Source organism: Nisaea denitrificans DSM 18348 (assembly GCF_000426505.1).
Lineage (GTDB): Bacteria > Pseudomonadota > Alphaproteobacteria > Thalassobaculales > Thalassobaculaceae > Nisaea > Nisaea denitrificans.
The window spans coordinates 95,255-115,375 of record NZ_KE384531.1; the positions used below are offsets into that span (position 1 = coordinate 95,255).

16 protein-coding genes are annotated in these 20,121 nt (G+C 61.7%); 13 read left to right on the plus strand and 3 right to left on the minus strand.

Features of this window, described 5'->3' with window-relative positions:
- Positions 1–130 precede the first annotated feature (130 nt).
- Complete coding sequence (locus K328_RS26725; RefSeq protein ID WP_156901451.1) at positions 131–583, minus strand: hypothetical protein; 453 nt, start codon at positions 581–583, stop codon at positions 131–133.
- Positions 584–686: 103 nt separating this feature from the next.
- On the opposite strand from K328_RS26725, the gene K328_RS24650 reads away from it, so the two are divergent.
- Genes K328_RS24650 through queG form a run of 4 tightly spaced genes read left to right on the plus strand, consistent with a single transcriptional unit; the run spans position 687 to position 4,596 of the window.
- Positions 687–1,262, plus strand: a complete 576-nt coding sequence (locus K328_RS24650) for a queuosine precursor transporter (protein WP_051285046.1) — start codon at positions 687–689, stop codon at positions 1,260–1,262.
- A 9-nt stretch (positions 1,263–1,271) separates the two neighbouring features.
- Positions 1,272–2,315 carry a tRNA preQ1(34) S-adenosylmethionine ribosyltransferase-isomerase QueA gene (queA, locus tag K328_RS0117460; RefSeq protein WP_028467072.1) on the plus strand — a complete coding sequence of 348 codons (1,044 nt, stop codon included), beginning with the start codon at positions 1,272–1,274 and terminating at the stop codon, positions 2,313–2,315.
- Positions 2,312–3,436 (plus strand): tRNA guanosine(34) transglycosylase Tgt, encoded by a 1,125-nt coding sequence (gene tgt, locus K328_RS0117465; RefSeq protein ID WP_028467073.1) that lies wholly within the window; start codon positions 2,312–2,314, stop codon positions 3,434–3,436. The genes queA and tgt overlap by 4 nt, the downstream gene beginning before the upstream one ends.
- Before the next feature lie 26 nt (positions 3,437–3,462).
- Positions 3,463–4,596: a tRNA epoxyqueuosine(34) reductase QueG gene (queG, locus tag K328_RS24655; protein ID WP_036554851.1), complete on the plus strand. Its 1,134-nt coding sequence runs from the start codon at positions 3,463–3,465 to the stop codon at positions 4,594–4,596.
- Here queG and K328_RS0117475 read toward each other — a convergent pair.
- Positions 4,591–5,064, minus strand: coding sequence for a PAS domain-containing protein (locus tag K328_RS0117475; protein ID WP_028467074.1), 474 nt, complete (start codon positions 5,062–5,064; stop codon positions 4,591–4,593). The two genes, queG and K328_RS0117475, sit on opposite strands and share 6 nt — an antisense overlap.
- 297 nt (positions 5,065–5,361) lie before the next feature.
- Between K328_RS0117475 and K328_RS0117480 the strand changes: the two genes are divergently transcribed.
- The 9 genes from K328_RS0117480 (at position 5,362) to trxA (ending at position 19,381) form a co-directional block, all read left to right on the plus strand.
- Positions 5,362–6,789 (plus strand): pyridoxal phosphate-dependent decarboxylase family protein, encoded by a 1,428-nt coding sequence (locus tag K328_RS0117480; RefSeq protein ID WP_028467075.1) that lies wholly within the window; start codon positions 5,362–5,364, stop codon positions 6,787–6,789.
- A gap of 22 nt (positions 6,790–6,811) precedes the next feature.
- Positions 6,812–7,492 carry a DUF4286 family protein gene (locus K328_RS25985; RefSeq protein WP_051285048.1) on the plus strand — a complete coding sequence of 227 codons (681 nt, stop codon included), beginning with the start codon at positions 6,812–6,814 and terminating at the stop codon, positions 7,490–7,492.
- 149 nt (positions 7,493–7,641) lie between these two features.
- Complete coding sequence (locus K328_RS25990; protein ID WP_169721226.1) at positions 7,642–10,038, plus strand: sensor histidine kinase; 2,397 nt, start codon at positions 7,642–7,644, stop codon at positions 10,036–10,038.
- Positions 10,035–10,568 carry a tRNA (adenosine(37)-N6)-threonylcarbamoyltransferase complex ATPase subunit type 1 TsaE gene (gene tsaE / locus K328_RS24670; protein ID WP_051285052.1) on the plus strand — a complete coding sequence of 178 codons (534 nt, stop codon included), beginning with the start codon at positions 10,035–10,037 and terminating at the stop codon, positions 10,566–10,568. Before K328_RS25990 ends, tsaE begins: the two co-directional genes overlap by 4 nt.
- Positions 10,565–11,602: an aminoglycoside phosphotransferase family protein gene (locus tag K328_RS0117500; RefSeq protein ID WP_028467076.1), complete on the plus strand. Its 1,038-nt coding sequence runs from the start codon at positions 10,565–10,567 to the stop codon at positions 11,600–11,602. Before tsaE ends, K328_RS0117500 begins: the two co-directional genes overlap by 4 nt.
- A gap of 16 nt (positions 11,603–11,618) precedes the next feature.
- Entirely contained in the window at positions 11,619–12,383 is a 765-nt protein-coding gene (locus K328_RS0117505; protein ID WP_028467077.1) for a nucleotidyltransferase family protein, read from the plus strand.
- 23 nt (positions 12,384–12,406) lie between these two features.
- The gene (addB, locus tag K328_RS0117510; RefSeq protein WP_028467078.1) at positions 12,407–15,400 is read left to right on the plus strand and encodes a double-strand break repair protein AddB; all 2,994 of its coding nucleotides are present in this window, start codon (positions 12,407–12,409) and stop codon (positions 15,398–15,400) included.
- A 3-nt stretch (positions 15,401–15,403) separates the two neighbouring features.
- Entirely contained in the window at positions 15,404–18,925 is a 3,522-nt protein-coding gene (addA, locus tag K328_RS0117515; protein ID WP_036554855.1) for a double-strand break repair helicase AddA, read from the plus strand.
- 135 nt (positions 18,926–19,060) lie between these two features.
- Positions 19,061–19,381, plus strand: coding sequence for a thioredoxin (trxA, locus tag K328_RS0117520; RefSeq protein WP_028467080.1), 321 nt, complete (start codon positions 19,061–19,063; stop codon positions 19,379–19,381).
- Positions 19,382–19,453: 72 nt separating this feature from the next.
- Here the strand turns inward: trxA and K328_RS25995 are convergent, their stop codons facing one another.
- Positions 19,454–19,999 (minus strand): PAS domain-containing protein, encoded by a 546-nt coding sequence (locus tag K328_RS25995; RefSeq protein ID WP_028467081.1) that lies wholly within the window; start codon positions 19,997–19,999, stop codon positions 19,454–19,456.
- Positions 20,000–20,121 lie beyond the last annotated feature (122 nt).

A 20,121-nucleotide genomic window follows, 5' to 3' on the forward strand; every position in this document is an offset into this window, starting at 1 on the left:
TTTCCCAATGACTGACAATTTAGGTCAGGTTCATTGACATTTCAATGTTGCAATGCAGCAAGGCTGGTATGCCGTTTTGGAAATGATGCATGTGCGAGATGCCGCGCAGTGGCGATTTCGTGCCCTGTAATCAGCAACTGCAATCGGGGCACCGGGCTGAAATGGCGGTGCGGCTCATGTTCGCGCGCCATTCAAAGTGTTTCCTGACAGTATCGTAGATATCGGAAATCATTAATTTTACTGCCTTTGCGCGCTCGCGCTTGCCATGGGCAATGCCGGCAACGATTTCGGCGTTACTCGGAGTGCGGATCAGGGTGGTTCTCATATCGGCCTCCTTTGAATTGGCTATGAGTGCAGCATAACAATTGCCGATAATCCGGTAATTAATATTTTTGACATCAAATTGATGCCAAAATGGATGTAAATGGAGGCTGCTATGCAGCAGGAGAATGCATCGCAGCCAGCATGAATGTGCAGTATCATGCATGTTGCGCTGCAGTATACTGCGGGCTTGTTTACATGCCTTGCGGGCTGTTGATGCCTTGAGGGCAGTTTCGCATCGACAAAGCGCAGTGAAAGACATATGAGCTGCCCCACTGTTTGGCCGGTGAGGCTTCCCACACCGGCAGAAGACATCGTGCCGATGTGGCTTCCCGCATCGGCAAGAACAGAAAAGGACCTGGTCCATGACCACCACAGAAAACGCTGCGTTCAGCCGTACAGGGCTTGTCGCGGGTATGAGCGCCATGGGCGTTGTCGTGCTCGCCTCGAACATCGCGGTCAATTACCCAATCAATGACTGGCTGACCTGGGGCGCGCTGATCTACCCGATCGCGTTTCTCGTTACCGATCTGGTGAACCGGATCTTTGGCCCGAAACCCGCCCGCAAGGTTGTCTATGCCGGCTTCGCGACCGGTGTCGCGCTGTCCCTGTGGTTCGCCGATCAGCGCATTGCGCTCGCCTCCGGCACCGCCTTCCTGACCGCCCAACTGCTGGACATCTGGGTGTTCGACCGGTTGCGCCAGCAAAGCTGGTGGAAAGCGCCGGTGATTTCCTCGTTGCTGTCCTCCGCCCTCGATACGGCGCTGTTCTTCTCTCTCGCCTTCTACGCCACCGGCTTGCCGTGGGTGACATGGGCGATTGGCGATTACGGGGCGAAGCTGGCCATGGCAGCGGTCCTTCTGGTGCCATTCCGCGCCTTCATCTCGCTTCTGCCGCAGCGCTTTGCGCAGGAAGAGACGGCGGCGGACGCTGCCCAGTAAGGTCTCCGCATGCACGTCGATCTGTTCGACTACGAACTGCCCCAACACTTTATTGCCACGGAACCGGCGGAGCCGCGCGACAGCGCGCGGCTTCTCGACCTGACCGGGGCGGGGCTGGCGGATCGCTCCATCTCGGATTTTCCCGGTCTGCTGCGCCCGGGCGATATTCTCGTCTACAACAACACCCGCGTGATCCCGGCCCGGCTGACCGGGCGCCGGGGCGAGGGAAAGATCGAGGCGACGCTGCACAAGGCGGAAGCCGATGGATCCTGGGCTGCTTTCGTACGCCCTGCGAAACGATGCCGTGTCGGCGATATCATTCTCTTCGAGGGCGAACTCGAAGCGGAAGTCCGCGAGAAGCGCGATGGCGGCGAAGTCATCCTCGGTTTCCCGGAAACCGGCGCCGCCCTGATCGAGACTCTAAAGCGGGTCGGCCGGATGCCCCTGCCGCCCTATATAAAGCGCGGCAAGGAAGAGGCGCTCGATGACGCGACCTCCTACCAGACCATGTTCGCTGCCCGTGACGGTGCCGTTGCGGCGCCGACCGCCGGACTGCATTTCACCGACCGTTTGCTGGCCGAGATCGATGCGGCTGGTGTCGAGCGTGCCGAGCTGACCCTGCATGTGGGCGCCGGCACCTTCATGCCGGTTAAGGCAGAGGATACGGACGATCACAAGATGCACCTCGAATGGGGTGAAATCAGCCAGGAGATGGCGGAGAAGATCAACCGGGTTCGGGCCACAGGTGGCCGGGTGGTCGCCGTCGGCACCACGAGCTTGCGCCTTCTGGAAAGCGCGGTACTGGAAGATGGAACCGTGCCGGCTTTCTCCGGCGAGACCGGGTTGTTCATCACGCCGGGCTATCGCTTCAAGGCCGTCGATATGCTGCTGACAAACTTCCATTTGCCGAAATCGACCTTGCTGATGCTGGTCTCGGCTCTGGTCGGACGCGAGCGCATGCTCGCCGCCTATGAACATGCCAAGCGGGAAGGCTATCGCTTCTTCTCCTATGGCGATGCCTGCCTGCTCGAACGTGCGGATAACGTGACATGACCCTTGGCTACGAACTGATCAACACCGACGGCGCCGCCCGACGCGGCCGCCTGACCACGGCGCATGGCAGCATCGAGACGCCTGCGTTCATGCCGGTCGGCACGGCGGCGACGGTAAAATGCATGATGCCGGAATCGGTGAAGGCTACCGGAGCGGAAATCCTGCTCGGAAACACCTATCACCTGATGCTACGTCCCGGCGCGGAACGGGTGGAGAAGCTGGGCGGGTTGCACAAGTTCATGAACTGGGACGGCCCGATCCTGACGGATTCCGGCGGCTTCCAGGTGATGTCACTCTCCAAACTGCGGAAGATCACCGAACAGGGCGTGACCTTTCAGAGCCATGTCGACGGCAGCTCCCACGAGCTGACCCCGGAAAGCTCGATCAAGATCCAGCATCAGCTCGATTCCAACATCACGATGTGCTTCGACGAATGCACGCCCTACCCGGTGGAGAAGAAGGAAGCCGCCGAGTCCATGCGGCTTTCCATGCGTTGGGCGCAGCGCTCCCGCGATGCCTTTGTCGACCGTGACGGCTACGGCCTGTTCGGTATCGTGCAAGGCAGCGTGTTCGAGGATCTGCGGCATGAATCCATCGAGGCGCTGACCAAGATCGGTTTCGACGGCTACGCGGTCGGCGGTCTGGCTGTGGGCGAGGGGCAGGAGATGATGTTCTCGACCCTCGATTTCACCACGCCGTCCATGGTGGCCGACAAGCCGCGCTACCTGATGGGCGTCGGCAAGCCGGACGATCTGGTCGGCGCGGTGGAGCGCGGCATCGATATGTTCGACTGCGTGCTGCCGACCCGATGCGGGCGCACGGGCCAAGCGTTTACCCGGCGCGGCACGGTCAATATCCGCAATGCCCGCCATGCGGACGACCCGCGCCCGCTTGACCCGGGTTGCTCCTGCCCGTGCTGCAGCAGTTACAGCCGGGCCTATCTGCATCATCTTTTCAGAACCGGCGAGGTGCTCGGGCTGATGTTGCTGACCTGGCATAACCTCTCTTACTTCCAGGAAGTGATGGCCGGATTGCGCGGCGCGATCGAGACCGGCACTCTGTCGGCCCATGCTGCGGCCTTCCGGGCTCAGCAGGCGGAGGGCGATATCGAGCGCCTCTAAGTAAGGTCTCCGGACGGAAAGGGCTTATGCAGCCGGAACAGCGGATCAGGCAGGAAGCGGCGGCGATCGGGTTTTCCGCCGCCGGTATCACCGCTGCCGATATCGGCACGCGGGAGCAGGATCGGCTGCGTGAATTCGTCGATAATGGCGAGCATGGCGACATGGGCTGGATGGAAGCCCATGTGGAGCGCCGGATTGCCCCTAAAGGGATCTGGGCAGACGCCCGGTCCGTTATCGTGCTGACCCAGAATTACGGCCCGGACCACGATCCGATGGCCAATCTCGACGCCGCGGATCGGGCCAATATTTCCGTCTATGCCCGGAACAAGGATTACCACGACCTGATCAAGAAACGCCTGAAGCGGCTGGCCCGATGGATGGTTGCCGAGTTCGGCTGTCAGGTGAAGGTGTTCGTCGATACGGCGCCGGTGCTGGAAAAGCCGCTCGCCGCCGGCTCCGGACTTGGCTGGCAAGGCAAACACACCAATCTGGTCTCCCGCGAGCACGGCTCATGGATCTTTCTTGGCGAAGTCTTCACCGATATGGAGCTGGCGCCGGATGCACCGGAGATCGACCATTGCGGCAACTGCACCCGCTGTCTCGATATCTGCCCGACCGACGCCTTCCCGCGTCCCTATGCCCTCGATGCACGGCGCTGCATCTCCTATCTGACCATCGAGCATAAAGGCCATATAGCGGAGGAATTCCGGGTGCCGATGGGCAACCGGATTTATGGCTGTGACGATTGCCTTTCCGTCTGTCCCTGGAACAAGTTCGCCGAACAATCCGCCGAAGCCGCCTTCGCCGCGCGGGATGACCTGACCCTGCCGCCACTGGCTGGCTTCCTCGGCCTTGACGATGCGGCTTTCCGGGAGCGGTTCAGGGGATCGCCGGTCAAGCGGATCGGCCGGGACAGGTTTCTGCGCAATGTGCTGATCGCCTGCGGCAATAGCGGCGATGAGCTTCTTGTGCCGATGATTGGGGCGCTTTTGACGGACCCGTCCGCGATTGTCCGCGCCATGGCTGTCTGGGCGTTGTCGCGGCTGCTGCCTGCGGAGCGGTTTTCAGATTTGGCAAAAGAGCTGTCTGAAGACGAGAACGACCTTGATGTCCGGGAGGAATGGCTGAGACGGGGAGTTGGCTTCAGCGGCCTGTCATGACCAGTCCGGAAACAGTCCAAGGAAGACCTGATCCACTTCTTGGCTGCCTTTGTCGGCGATGGGTAGCAGCAGTCTGGTCGCGGATTTGTAGTCTTTCTGATAGATCTTCACATGGTCCATCAAGGGGCTTCTTGATCTACGGACCTCGCACAATTCATAGTGAAATGTCGAGCCGAACTCGTTGTCGACATCTGAGGCGAGCTTTCCGGTCCAGTCCTGCCCGGTGATTTGCGAGATCAGGGTGCCCTCGAGCGCATTCACGAAATCGTCGAGCTCTTCGACATATTTATAAACGCTGATGAAACCCAGCCATTTACGGAGAGCTTGAGGTTCGAATGCATTCCGGTCCGGGATGCCGTCACCCTCGCAACTGGCGTGCCAGTAGGCGAGGAGGCCCTCCGCCCGATTGCCGGCATGCTTGTGATCGCGTCGGTATTTATGATCGGCTCGATAATGACCCAGGATCATGGTGCGAACGCTTTTCCGGCTCCATTCTGAAGCCTTGATTGATGCCTGAAACCGGCCAGCAAGTGATCAGCAGGCGCTACCGTGATGCGGACAGCAGGGGAGGCGGGTAGCTGGCTAAATCTGGAATCTCGAATTTCGTATATGGAGCGATTTTCTTAAAATTCGATTAATTTTTTTAGTTAATTGCACCCTATATCGCGTCGTGTATTCGGCAATACCTGTGCGGGGAGCGCTACTGGCGCCGGAAAGCTCGTCGGTCTAGTCTGACTTCGCTTGATCCTGATTCCTGGATGTCTCATGTCTCCTGAAGATTTTCGCCGTCATGCGCACGACCTTGTCGACTGGATGGCCGACTACATGGACGCGGTGGAGGAATATCCGGTGCGCGCGCAATCAGCGCCGGGCGAGATCGCATCAAAGCTACCCGAGACACCGCCGGAAGCGGGCGAGCCGATGGAGCGGATCTTCGAGGATTTCAAATCGGACGTGATGCCGGGCATTACCCATTGGCAGCACCCGCGCTTTTTCGCGTATTTTCCTGCCAATAGCTCGCCACCTTCCGTACTGGCTGAAATGCTGACGGCAACCCTCGGCGCGCAATGCATGCTGTGGCAGACAAGCCCGGCGGCGACCGAAATGGAAACCAGGGTGCTGGACTGGCTCCGGCAGATGACGGGATTGCCGCAGGGTTTGACCGGCGTGATCCAGGATTCTGCTTCCGGGGCGATCCTCTGCGCCCTGCTGACGGCACGGGAAAAGGTTACGAGTTGGAAAGCGAACGAGCAGGGGCTCGGCAAACAGCCGGTACTGACCGTCTACACTTCCAATCAGACCCATTCCGCGACTGAGAAGAATGTGAAGATTATCGGTCTCGGTCGGGAAAACCTTCGGCTGATCGACGTTGACGAGGATTTTGCCCTGCGTCCGGAGGTGCTGGAGGAACGGATCAAGGCTGATATCGCAGCCGGATGCGTCCCTGCATGTGTCGTTGCGTCCATCGGCGCCACCGGCGTCGGCGCTGTCGATCCGCTGCGAGCCATTGGCGAGATCTGCGAGCGGCATGGCATTTTCCTGCATGTGGATGCTGCCTGGGCCGGGACGGCGTGGCTGCTGCCGGAGCAGCGCTGGATGCTGGACGGTATCGAATATGCCGACAGCATCGTCTTCAATCCGCACAAATGGATGCTGACGAATTTCGATTGCTCGGCTCATTTCGTGCGCGATCCCGATGCGCTGATCCGCACACTTTCGATCCTGCCGGAATTCCTGAAGAGCAGGGAGCAGGGCGCGGTTATCGATTACCGGGACTGGAGCGTGCCGCTTGGTCGCCGGTTCCGGGCGTTGAAGCTCTGGATGGTGATCCGGTCCTATGGCGCCGAGGGCTTGCGCAAAATCATCCGCAAACATATCGATCTCGCAGCGGAGCTTGAGGAATGGATAGAGGCCGAGCCGGATTTTGAAATCGTGGCGCCGCGCTCTCTGGCACTGATCAATTTCCGCTATCACCCGGCCGGCGTTGACGAGCCGGAGGTGCTTGATCGTCTCAACGCGGCCTTGCTGGAGCGGATCAATGACGATGGGCGGATCTATCTGACCCAGAACAAGGTTCGGGGGCGGGCGGCCATCCGCTTTTCCATCGGGCAGACGAACACCGAGCAGCGTCATGTCCGCGAAGGCTGGGATGTGGTCACCGAAATCGCACGTAGTCTGAAAATGGGACTCTGAACAACAGGAGTCAGGAGGACTTATGGGGTTGTATGGAACCGGCATGCTGATGACCTTCACCGAGGTCGCGCCGGAGGACGAAGACGAATACAACGAGTGGTACAATCGCGAGCATATCGACGAGCGCGTCTGGATGCCGGGTTTCCATCGTGCCCGGCGCTATGTCGCGGCGGATGCCGATGCCCGGGTGAAGTATTTCGCCAGCTACGAGACCGGTACGGTGCAGGATCTGTCAGATCCTGATTATATGGCCCGGCTCGCTGTGCAGAGCGAGTGGAGCCAGAAGGTCATGGCAGGCTTCACCAAGTTCGACCGGCTGACAGCCGATATCACTGTCGATCAGACCCATGGGTTTTCCGGCTGGCTGGGAGTAACCCGGTTTTTCCCTGACCAAGGCGTGCGCGACCGATTGCGCGAAACTCTCAAGACAACGGTTCTGCCTGAGCTGGGCAAGCGCCTGAACATGCTTGGTGGCTGCCTTGCCGAGAACAACATCGATGTCAGTAACGCCGGCCTGGTTGCTCAGGGGAAACCGGTGCCGCCGGGACAGACCCCTGAATGGGTTGTGCTGCTGGATGGCGCTACGGAGGCGTCGGTACGGGACGCAAATGATGGACTTATGGAGGCTCTGGAAGAAGCCGGTGTCGCCGTGGCCAGTCTGGATCAGACGATTTACGGTTTTCTTTTTGGGAACAACCGGTAAGCGCGGAGCGTCTTTCCTTGAGCGGACTTTGCCGGACGCGTAGTCTCACGCGCATGAGAAGTTATGCGATCCGTTGTTACGCCCTGTCCTTGTCGGCCTTTTGTCTGGCCGCTTTCATTCCGGCCGCGTATGCGGAACCTGTTGAGGGCATGAACAGCCTCGCTCGAGGCATTTCTTCAAACCCGTTCACAGCAGTGGTTCTCGCATTTGCGCTTGCCTCTGCTGTCGCACTGGGCGCTATCCAGTTTTTGTACCTTGGCCGATTCAAAGCCTTGCGCGCGGAGCGCGATGCCCTTGCCGCTGCGCTGGACGGACGTGATGCTGCGCTCCAGATGCCATATGTCGGAGTGATCGGACTGATCACGGACAATATGTCGGGTGACGAGTCTGTACTGCGCTATGTCAGCCCGTCCGTCTGCACGTTGCTGCGCGCCGACGCTGAACGGCTTCAGACCATCGATGATATCGCCGGCTATCTCGCCGAAGGTGCGGGAGTCACACTGGGGTCGGCGGTCCGCGCATTGATGGCTGAGGGGAAAGCCTTTTCATTCGTTGCGGGGATCCGCAACGGATCGCGCGCTCTCAAGGTTTCGGGCATTCCGGTGGAAGTTGGCACGGGCGCGTCCCCCCGGGCGGCTCTGGCGATGGTTGATATCTCCGAGGAAGTGCAGAGCCGCGCGGCCGCAGAAGAAGAAGCGCGCAGCAGAAGGCGCCGGAACGAGGATTTGCTCGCCTCGATCAATCTGCAGACCACTCCATTCTGGCGGCGCGACGAAAACCTGCACATCCGCTTTGCGAATATCGCGGCGGATATCATCGATCTGGATTCAGAATCGGCGCGGGATACCTCGCGGCGCGCCCGCCGGCTTGGGGCGCCCTATTCGGAAAGCCGGTTTATCGTGGTTGACGGCGAACGCCGGCTGTTCGAGGTGACCGAAGCACCGAGCCCGGATGTGCGCGGGACTGTCGGCTGGGCCATTGATGTAACGTCTCTGGAAGAGTCGCAGGCCGAGATCGCGCGGCATATCGCAGCGCATGAAGACGTGCTTGAGGGACTGTCCACGGCGATCGCGATTTTCGGCCCGGACAAGCGGCTGAAATTCTTTAACAGCGCTTTCGCGGAACTTTGGCAAGTCGATCCGGCGCAGCTCGACGCCGACCCGACCATCACGGAGTTTCTTGAATTGCTGCGCGAGTTGCGCCGGCTGCCGGAGCAATCGGATTTCCGGGCATACAGGGACCACTGGAACGGGCTCTTCACGCGCCTGATCGATCCGATGGAGGATTTCTTCTTCCTGCCGGACGATCGGACATTGCGCATGGTGGTGATGCCGCACCCTTTCGGGGGGCTGTTCCTGACCTTCGAAGATGTGACCGATCGGCTCGCCCTGGAGCGGAACTACAACACCTTGAACGAGGTGCAGCGCGAGACCATCGACAACCTTGCCGAAGGTGTTGTCGTGTTCGGGGCGGACGGGCGCATGACGCTGTCCAATCCGATTTTCCTCAGTATGTGGGATCTCGACCCGGATTTCCGGGATCAGTCTCTTCATGTGTCGGAAGTCCTTGATGCCATGCGGCCTCTTTTTCCGCCTCTGGAGGAGCGTGATTGGGACGACTACAAACAGGAATTCTCTGCCCGGTTTGCCGACCGGGTGTCCGAGCATGGCCGCACCGAGCGCCCAGATGGAACCGCCCTTGAATATTCTTTCGTCCCGTTGCCCGATGGCGCGACGTTGGTCAATTTCCTGGACGTGACTGATACCCTGAATGTGCAGCGTGCCTTGCAGGATCGGAACGAGGCGCTGGAAACGGCGGACCGGCTGAAGAGCGAGTTCATCGCGAATGTTTCTTATGAGCTGCGCACGCCGCTGAATGCGATCATCGGATTTGCCGAGATGCTCAACGATGGCTATGTCGGCGATGTCACCGAGAAGCAGCGGGAATATCTGAAAGCCATTCTAGATTCTTCGGGCCGGCTCTCGTCATTGATCGGCAATATTATTGATCTTGCCTCCATTGAGGCGGGCTACCTGACACTCGATCCGCAGGAGCTTGATGTTCGTGAGGTCGCCGATGCGGCGATATTGCTGATAGAGGAAAGAGCCCGCAGCCAGGGCGTTGAGATTGAAGTCGATGTCGATGAAGCGGTGTCCGGGATCGAGGCGGACGACCGGCGGTTGCGGCAAATCCTGTTCAATCTGGTGTCCAGCGCGCTGCAGTTTACGGCGCAAGGGGAGCGCATAAATCTCTCCGTACGCGCACAGGGCGACGATATTCTGTTTTCTGTCATGGATGAGGGCAGTGGTGTGCCGGACGAAATGCGCAACCTGATTTTTGAAGCCTTTTCCGGACCTGATCGGGGTGGCAGGGCGCAGGGGCCGGATCTGGCGCTGCCACTTGTCCGGCGTCTGGTCGAGCTGCATGGCGGGGCCATGTCGGTGGAGCCGGTCGAGGGGGCAGGTCTGTGTATTCAGTGCCGCTTGCCGCGTCATGCCGCCACGCCGGACGAGGCGACTAAATTGGCAGGTGAGCTGGTCCTATGACATCAGGCGCAGAGTCGGTGCGCCTTGTCCTCAACGGACAGTTGGCAACAGAGCATCTGGCCCGCGCCTGTGCCGGCTTCGCCGCACCGGGCTGTGTTTTTCTGCTTTCTGGCGGTCTCGGCGCAGGCAAGTCGACATTCGCCCGCGCCTTCATCCGTCGTCTGATCGGGGCGGACGAAGAGGTGCCAAGTCCGACCTTCACTCTGGTGCAGCAATATGGTCCGTTCGATCGTGACGGTGCAGAGCTTGAGGTCTGGCATGCCGATCTCTACCGGCTCGGCGATCCGGATGAAGTTCTTGAGCTGGGGCTGGATGAAGCCTTCGCAACAACGATCTGTCTTGTCGAATGGCCGGACCGTCTCGGTTCTTTTGCCCCGAAAGACGCCATTGAATTGATTTTCGACTTTGCAGCGGATAAAGCCGCGGGGCCGGAAGTGCGCGATGTCACAGCGAGGGTTCCGGCCAAATGGCGCGCGGCCTTTGTCGCCGCCTGTGACGAAGCCGGAGTGACGCACGCGGGGACCAGATGAGTGAAATGAATGTGACGGATGTGAGAGAGGCGAAGCGTCGTGCATTCTGGCAAGAGGCCGGGTGGGACGGCGCCACGGAAGCGCCGCTCGCGGCTGACGCATCCTTCAGACGCTATTTCCGCTTGAAACATACGGATGGCCGGGCTGCGGTCGTTATGGACGCTCCGCCCAACAAGGAAGACGTCCGGCCGTTCGTCTCTGTCGGAGAAATCCTCTCGGGTTTCGGTTACAGCGTCCCCCGGCTGTTGGCCGCCGATGAAGCGGAGGGTTTTCTGCTTCTGGAGGATCTGGGTGACACCACCTATACCCGCGCGCTGGCCGCGGGTGAGGACGAACATGCTCTCTATGGTCTGGCGGCCGATTTGCTGACTGATCTGGCCAAGCGCGGCGTTGACGGCGTCACGGGGCGGGTTCCAGCCTACAGCGATGAAAAGCTTCTGCAGGAAGCGATGCTGTTCGTCGACTGGTATCTTCGCCCCGGTGTCGGACTTGAGATCGATGACGCGGCGCGTGAGAGTTTTGCCGACGCATTGCGTGCCTGCTTGCCTGCTGCCCGTTGCGGGGAGGAAGTGTTTGTTCTTCGTGACTACCATGTCGACAACATGATGCTGCTCCCGGACCGACCCGGCATAGCGGCCTGCGGGTTGCTGGACTTTCAGGACGCGGTGACCGGCCCCGCCAGTTATGACCTCGTGTCGCTGTTGCAGGATTGCCGCCGGGACATCTCCGAACCTGTCATCAAATCGACCATGGAGCGTTATTTCGCCGCCATGCCGGAGATCGTGGACCGGCAGGCGTTCCTCAGCTCCTATCGGGTGCTGGGAGCGCAGCGCCATCTCAAGGTATTCGGGATCTTTGCCCGGCAGACGGTACTTTACGGCAACCACGGCTATCTGGTGCATATGCCGCGGCTCTGGAGACTGACTCTGGAGAATTTATCCGACGAGGCTCTTGCGCCCGTCCGGGAATGGATCGAAAAACACGTGCCAGAGTCACATCGCGTGACACCGCCGCCGGGCGGATGCGCTGCCTGAGGAAGTTCCGAACACAATGCTGCTGACCCGACTGAAGACGAAAAAGACGACGATCCCCGAGACCGCGATGGTACTTGCGGCCGGGCGAGGCGCACGGTTAGCGCCGCTGACCGACACGGTTCCGAAGCCGCTGACTGAAGTTGATGGCAAGGCCTTGATCGATCACATCCTGGAGCGGTTGATCGCGGTTGGGGTGAAGCGCGTGGTGGTGAATACTTTCCATCTCGGCGAGCAGATCGAGTCGCATCTCGCCGGTCGGACGGATGTGGAGATCGTCATCAGCCGTGAGGACAGCCTTCTCGATACCGGGGGTGGTGTTGTGAATGCCCTGCCGCTGCTGGGCACGGAGCCGTTTTTCGTCATCAATGGCGACAGTCTCTGGGTCGATGCGATGAAACCGACGCTGGAGAGACTGGCCGAGGCCTGGCACGAGAAGACCATGGATGCGCTGCTGCTGTTGCATCCTTCCGCCCGCGTGTCAGGCTCTCTTGGCCGGGGAGACTTCACCATGGGCCCCATGGGTAATTTGACTCGCCGTGAAGAGCGGCGGGTTGCGCCCTATACCTATATGGGTGCCTCGATCCTGCATCCGCGCCTGTTCGAAGGGGCGCCGGACGGGGCCTTCTCCCTTAACCTGCTCTATGACAAGGCCGAGGAGGGGGAGCGTCTCTTCGGTGCCCTGCATGACGGGCTCTGGTATCATATCAGCACAATTGATGACCTGGAGACGGCGCGGAGATTTTACGCGCAGGGCCACGTGCCCGACGTGCCTTTCTTCTGAGGTTCGCTAACAAGGGAGACGGCATGGGCATCGGCGGGCTCTACGCCATTGAGGCGACAGACGGTTTCGCCGACACCCTGGCGCGGGGGCTTTGGCAGGAGGCCGGTGAGGACCCGATGGTTCTCGCCCGGATGTCCGTCCTGGTGCCGACCCGCCGTGCGGTCCGTACCCTTCGCGAAAGTTTTCTCCGTCTCGGCAATGGTCGTCCGATGTTGCTGCCGTCGCTCCGGCCGGTCGGCGATATCGACGATGACGAAGCCGGGTTCAGCGGGCTGGATGGTGCCGCCGCTGCTGGCGACCTGCCGCCCGCCATTCCGGGGCTGCGCCGTCAGCTACTGCTGACCCAGCTGGTCCAGCGCTTTCTCGAGCGAAAGGACAGTGGGACAGCGATTCAGGCCGCTAGCGTCGATCATGCGACTTTGCTGGCAGGCGAACTCGCGGGCTTCCTCGATCAGGTCCACACCGAGCAGGTGCCCTATCAGGGCCTCGCAGGCCTTGCGAAGGAGCGTTACGCGTCGCACTGGCAGGAAGTGTTGGAGTTTCTGTCCATCGCCACCGAATTCTGGCCGGCTCTCTTGGCGGAGGAAGGGGCGGTGGAAGCGCCGCTCCGGCATTCCGCACTGGTCGACCGGCTTTCGGCCCGCTGGGCGGAACAGCCGCCGGAGGACCCGGTCATCGTCGCCGGATCGACCGGTAGCATTCCGGCCACCGCACGCCTCATGGGCGCGGTGCTGGATCTGCCACTCGGTGCCGTGGTGTTGCCGGGACTGGATCGGGATGCGGATGAGGTAACCTGGGCCGCCATCGGGCAGGACCCGGGCCATGCCCAGCATGGATTGGCTCATCTCTTGAAAAGTCTTGGTCGCGACCGGTCGGACGTGCGCGAATGGCGGTCGTCCGGAGCCGGTGCGGTGCGGTCACCACGCCGCCGGTTGATCCAGGAGACCCTGCGCCCGGCGGAAACGACGGAAGCCTGGCGACGGCTCCCGGAAGAACATGCGGAGCTTCTCTCCGGCGGCATCGGCGGTCTTTCCATGCTGGCCTGTCCCGGCCATCACGAGGAAGCGGAAACCATTGCTCTTATGCTGCGTGAGGCATTGGAGGACGAGACCCGGACGGCGGCCCTGGTGACGCCAGATCGGGTGCTGGCACGCCGGGTGAAGTCGGCGCTCCGGCGCTGGGATATTGAGGTGGACGATTCCGCCGGGCAACCACTGGCCGCGACCGGTCCCATGACTTTCTGGCTGGCGACCGCCGAAATGGCGGCCAGCGCCTGCGCGCCGGTTTCGCTGCTCGCTGCCCTGAAACATCCTCTTGCCGCAGGTGGCATGGAAACGCCGCGTTTCCGTCGCCGCGTCCGCACATTGGAGCGAAGCGTCTTGCGCGGACCGCGCCCTGCACCGGGCATTGATGGCCTTCTGAATGCGGTGCGCTCTTCATACCCCGAAGAGGAACAGCGGGATGCACTCGGCTGGATTGACCGGCTGGCGCCATCGGTCAGGCATTTTTCGGAGCGGCTGGACAGTGATGCGGTTTCCCTGATCGATCTGCTCTCCGCTCATAACGCCTTGGCTGAAGCGCTGGCGGCAACGGAAGATGAAGCGGGCGACCGCAGGCTTTGGGCTGGCGAGGCGGGTGAGGATGCGGCTAATTTTCTTGGCGAGCTGGTTGAGGCGGTGCGTGATTTCCCGCCCATAGAGGGCCGGTCCTATGGCGCCTTCCTGGAGGCTCTGATGGTTGGCCGGGTACACCGGCCGCGTTACGGCACGCACCCGCGCCTCGCTATTCTCGGTCCGCTCGAAGGCCGGTTGCAGCAATTCGATCTGATGGTCCTCGGCGGTCTGAACGAAGGCACATGGCCGCCCGATCCCGGCGCCGATCCCTGGATGAGCCGTCCGATGCGGGCCGAGTTCGGCCTGCCGTCGCCGGAGCGCCGTATTGGCCTCTCGGCGCATGATTTCCAGATGGCTGCATCGGCGCCGGAAGTGGTGCTGACGCGGGCCGAGCGCGTCGATGGTGCGCCGACTGTTGCCTCGCGCTGGTGGTTGCGCATGGAAACGGTTCTCCGGGCCTTGAGCTTGCAGGACAAGGTTGGGCGGCGTGTCTCTACCTATCCGCATTGGCAGCAAGCACTGGATGCGCCGAAAAAACTGGAGCCGGTTCGTCCTCCCGCGCCTTGTCCGCCGGTCGGTGTCCGGCCCCGGCGGTTCTCCGTCACGGAGATCGAAACCTGGGTGCGTGACCCCTATGCCATCTATGCCAAGCGCATCCTTGGCCTGAAAAGCCTGGATGAGATCGACGAGGACCCGGGCGCTGCGGACCGGGGCACGATGATCCATGATTCGCTGGATCTTTTCGTCCGGGAGTTCCCGGAAGAGCTTCCGCCAAAGGCGCTGGAACGATTGCTGGAGATTGGCCGGGAACAGTTTGCCCCCGCCATGCTCCGCCCCTCGGTGCATGCCTTCTGGTGGCCGCGCTTCGAGCGGATCGCGGAATGGGTTGTTACGATGGATGGCCCGCGCCGTGCCGAACTTTCCCGGATCTGGACCGAACGCAAGGGGCAGATCATGCTCCGCGGCCCTCTCGCACCCGTGGAACTGACCTGCAAGGCGGACAGGATCGAGCGGCAGGCGGATGGCAGCTACGTCATTGTCGACTACAAGACCGGCGCGCCGCCGACCGACAAGCAGGTCCGGGCCGGACTCTCTCCGCAGCTTCCGCTGGAAGCGATGATGCTGGCCATGGACGGGTTCGAGGAAATTCCGGCAGGCGCCATCGGTGCGCTGGAATATTGGCGGCTGAGTGGGGGTGAGCCAGCAGGCGAACGGAAACCCCTGAAAGGCAATCTCGAAGAGCTGATCGAGGAAGCAGAGGATGGGCTGCTGAAATTGATTGAGGCTTTCGATGATCCCGTGACGCCCTACCGTTCCCGTCCGGCTCCGGAACACGCGCCGCGCTATTCCGATTATGAGCATCTGGCCCGGGTCAAGGAATGGTCCGCGGCGGGGGAGGTCTAGGCGATGGCGGAGCATGATCCGAATGCGGTGATCGCCGAGGCTGACTTGGCTCAGCGCCGTGCCGCCGATCCCGCCGCCTCGGTCTGGGTCGCGGCCTCTGCCGGAACCGGCAAGACAAAGGTGCTGACGGACCGGGTGCTGAACCTGCTGCTGGCGGGCGCCGATCCGGGCCGTATCCTCTGCCTGACCTTCACCAAGGCGGCGGCGGCGGAAATGTCCGCGCGGATATCCGCGAAGCTCTCTGAGTGGGCCGTCATCGGTGAAACGGCATTGACGGAGCAGCTCGAAAAGTTGCTCGGACGGCAGCCGATGCAGGACCAGATCGCCCTTGCCCGGCGCCTCTTCGCCCGCACGCTGGACACCCCGGGCGGCCTGAAGATCCAAACCATTCACGCTTTCTGCCAGGCCGTGCTGAAGCGCTTCCCGCTGGAGGCTGGTCTGCCGCCGCATTTCCAGGTTATGGATGACAGGACGGCCGCCGAACGGCTCTCCGATGCCCGAGATCGGGTTTTGAATGCGGCGTCCGCCGCGCCGGAAAGTCCGCTCGGCGAGGCGCTGCGCCTGATCAACAGGCGCTTCGCGGAAGAGACCTTCGACGGGCTCGTCTCGGAGCTGCTGATGGAACGGGCCCGGCTGGCCCGCTTCTTCGAAGGTATCGGCGGGCCGGGGCAGATCACACCGGCGCTGCTCGCCCATCTCGACCTGCCTGAGGGGGAGAGTCGGGAGAGCGTCATGCAGGGCGCTGTGTCCGACACGGCGTTCGATGCGGTCGGCCTGCGCCGGGCCATGGAGGCCCTTGCGGGCAGCAGCAAGACGGATGCGGAGCGGGCGGAAAGCCTTGCGACATTCCTGGCGGCTGACCCCGATACAAGGATCGATCTCTTCGAGAGTTACGGCTCGGTCTTTCTCACCGGTGACGGGGATATGCGCAAGCGGCTGGCCACGAAGAAAGCCGTCGAGGCATTCGCCGATATCGAGACCGTCATGGCGCGGGAGGCGGAACGCCTGATCGCTGTGCGCCAACTGCTGAACACCATCGGACTGGCGGAGCGAACGGCCGCCGTGCTGCGCATCGCTTCCGCCGTACTCAAACAGTACGAAGGGGGAAAGCGGCGTGGCGCGCTGGTGGATTTCGAGGATCTGGTCGCGACCGTCTGCGAGCTGTTGCGCCGACCCGGTGTCGCCGCCTGGGTGCTGTTTAAACTGGATGGCGGGCTCGACCATATCCTGATCGACGAGGCGCAGGACACCAACCCGGAGCAATGGGACGTGGTGCGTGCCCTGACCGAGGAATTCTTCTCCGGCGAAGGCGCTTTCGAGGAAGTGCGCGGGGCCGGGCGCAGCATCTTCGCGGTGGGCGACGTCAAACAGTCGATCTTCAGCTTCCAAAGGGCCGACCCGGAAGGCTTCCTGCGCATGCGGCGGCACTTCGCGGCGCGGGTGGAAACGGCGTCAAAGAGCTGGGCCTCGGTCGATCTGGAAGTGTCTTTCCGCTCCGGCGCCGCCGTGCTCGGCCTGGTGGATCGCCTGTTCAACAGCCGTCCCGCCGCTGAGGGCGTGCTGGAGGCCGGTGTGGATGGCGAGTTTCTGTCGATCCGGCATGGCGTATCCCGCAGCGGCGATGCCAGCCTGGTCGAGCTTTGGCCGCCGTTCGAGCCGGTGGAGAGCGAGGATGAAGGCGCCTGGGCCGTACCGGTTACCCAGCGCGGCCTCGACAACCCTGCCTCCCGCCTCGCCGGGGCCATCGCCGGACGCATTCACCAGTGGATCGACCGGGGCGAAATGCTGCCCTCCAAGGGCCGCCCGGTCGGACCCGGGGACATCATGATCCTGGTCCGCCGCCGGGGCGGTTTCGTGCACGAGATGGTGCGCGCCCTGAAAGAACGCGATATCGACGTTGCCGGCGTCGATCGCATGGTGTTGAGCGACCAGATCGCTGTCATGGATCTGATCGCGCTCGGCCGGTTTCTGCTGCTGCCGGACGACGATCTGACCCTGGCGACGGTGCTGAAAAGCCCTCTGATCGGGCTCGACGAGGACGAGCTGTTCGATCTCGCCCATGGCCGCAAGGAGCACCGGCTCTGGCGCGAGCTGCGCCGCCGGGCGCCGGAGAACTCGTCCTTCGCAAGGGCGGACAGGCTGCTCTCATCCTATCTCGCACGAACCGACACGACACCGCCCTATGAGCTTTTCGCCGGCATTCTTGCCGAGGGTGAGCCGAGCGGACGGCGGCGCATTCTCGAGCGGCTCGGCATTGAAGCCGCCGATCCGCTGGACGAGTTCCTGGCCCAGGCGCTGGAATATGAGCGTGGCCATGTCGCCTCCCTGCAGGGCTTCCTGCATTGGCTGGAAGCCTCCGAGAGCGACATCAAACGGGACATGGAAGGCGGCGAGGGTGGCCGCGTCCGGGTGATGACCGTGCATGGCTCGAAAGGCCTGCAGGCGCCGATCGTCTTCATGCCGGACACATTGCAGTTGCCGCGCGGCACGGCGAAGATTCTCTGGGGCGAGCGGGAGGACGGCGTGCCGGTGCCTCTCTGTGCTCCGGCCAAGCCTGAGGATGCACCCGCCAGCACGGCGGCGAAGGAAGGGGCGGAGCGCAAGCGGAACGAGGAATACCGCCGTCTGCTCTATGTCGCGATGACGCGGGCGGAGGACCGGCTTTATGTCGGCGGCTGGGCGACAAAACAGCGGGCGCCGGAAGGCAACTGGTACGAGTTGATCCGAAATGCGTTGAGCGAGATGGCAACGCCAGTGGAAGATCCCGTCGTTTCCGGATCTGCCGGGTCCGACCTGCCGGTGCTGCGCTATGAGACGCCGCAGGAGCGGACGGTGGAAGCAAAGGCTACGGAGGCGGCTAAGGTCTCCGAGAAGCCGCCATTGCCGCTCTGGGCGCTGGCACAGCCCGCGCCGGAGCCGGTACCGCCGCGTCCTCTGATGCCGTCCCGTCCGAGCGAGCAGGAGCCGGCCACCCGCTCGCCGCTCTCTGCGGCCGACGAAGGCCGGTTCAAGCGTGGGCAGTTGTTGCATCGTTTGCTTCAGGTACTGCCTGATCTTCCCGCCGAAAGGCGCAAGGAGGCAGGACTGGCATTCCTGCAGCGTCCCGTTCACGGGCTCGCGCCGGGGCTTGCCGCGCGTTATGTCAACGAGATCATGACCGTGCTGGAACATCCGGACTGGGCCGGACTGTTTGCACCGGGCTCACGCGCGGAAGTGCCGATTGTCGGACAGGTCGGGACCGGGGGGAGCGAGGTGACGGTAGTCTCGGGGCAGATTGACCGTCTGCTGGTCGAGGCGGGCCGGGTGACGGTGGTGGATTTCAAGACCAACCGGCCGCCGCCGGAGCGGCTGGAGGACGTGCCTGCAGCCTATCTAAAGCAGATGGCGGCTTATCGGGCGCTGCTTGCCCGAATGTTCGAAGGCCGTGAGGTACGATGCCTTTTGCTCTGGACGGACGGGCCGTTTCTGACCGATTTGCCGGGTGATTTGCTCGACGGATATGGTCCGGGCTCCGTCGCTGGATAAGGCAGCCTTTGATTTCATTCCGGAAATTTGAACGCGACACCCGTTGCCTTGACGCGGGTGTTCCGGCTTCCTAGATTCACTGTCCATGCGAGGGTCGAGCCCGGCATGTGAGATGAGTCAAACGAGGATTGCCCCATGTCGACGGTTAAAGTCACCGACTCCAGCTTTTCCGACAGCGTTCTGAATTCCGACAAACCGGTTCTGGTCGATTTCTGGGCCGAATGGTGCGGCCCCTGCAAGGCCATTGCCCCGGCTCTTGAGGAAATGGCGCAGTCGATGGGTGATCGGGTTACCGTCGCCAAGATCAATATCGACGAAAACCCGCAGATCCCGCAGCAATACGGCGTCCGTGGCATCCCGACCCTGATCCTGTTCAAGGACGGCCAGGTTGCCGCGACCAAGATGGGCGCGATGCCGAAGGCACAGCTTCAGCAGTGGGTCGACGAAGCGCTCTGACGTAAATCAACAGATCAGGCTAAAGAAACGGGCGCCTTGAAGGCGCCTGTTTTTTTATGTGTAGCTGGATGCTCAGGTGTTTTCTCGCCCGCCGAAAATGGAAAAACTGCCGATCTGTTTTTTCGGGGTGTCCTGTTCGACGACGACAATCAGGAGCACGAATTGGTCGATCGCCGATCCGTGTGAGCTGTAGGGCAGGATCAGACGATCGTAGCGTAGGCTGCTGCTTCCATCGCCAATGGGATAAACCCGCTGGGAAAAGTGGGCTTGCCCGTTCTCCACGATCTCAAGATAGGTCTGGTTCGCTGTCTCGAGATAGCTTCCTTCATAGAGTTCCTCGAAACTCTTGCCGGTCGGGTCTCGTCCCGCCCGCCTGACGATTTCGGTCCCTGCAAGGCGATAACGGAAGATCGGGGCGTCTTTCGTGCCGCTCCGTTCGATGATCGCCATGCGCGGCATCGAGCGGTGAAAGGTGAGCGGATCGAAACTGCCGCGTAGGGGCACCTTCTCGCCGCTCCTATTCTCAGCCCAATGATCGAACAGCGCTCGATGTTCCGGGTGAGTCAGGAGCGAGGCGTCCGCTACGGAGCTGGCATAATGTCGTTCGTCGTTCGGCATAAAGGGCCAAAAAAAGTAAAACTAATATTTCTATTTTCGTATCAAGAATAAGTGAAGGAAGTCTTTCGACAAGCTTAAATTGATAGGGTGGCGCGAAACGTTAATGTCTTTGGGTTTTCTAA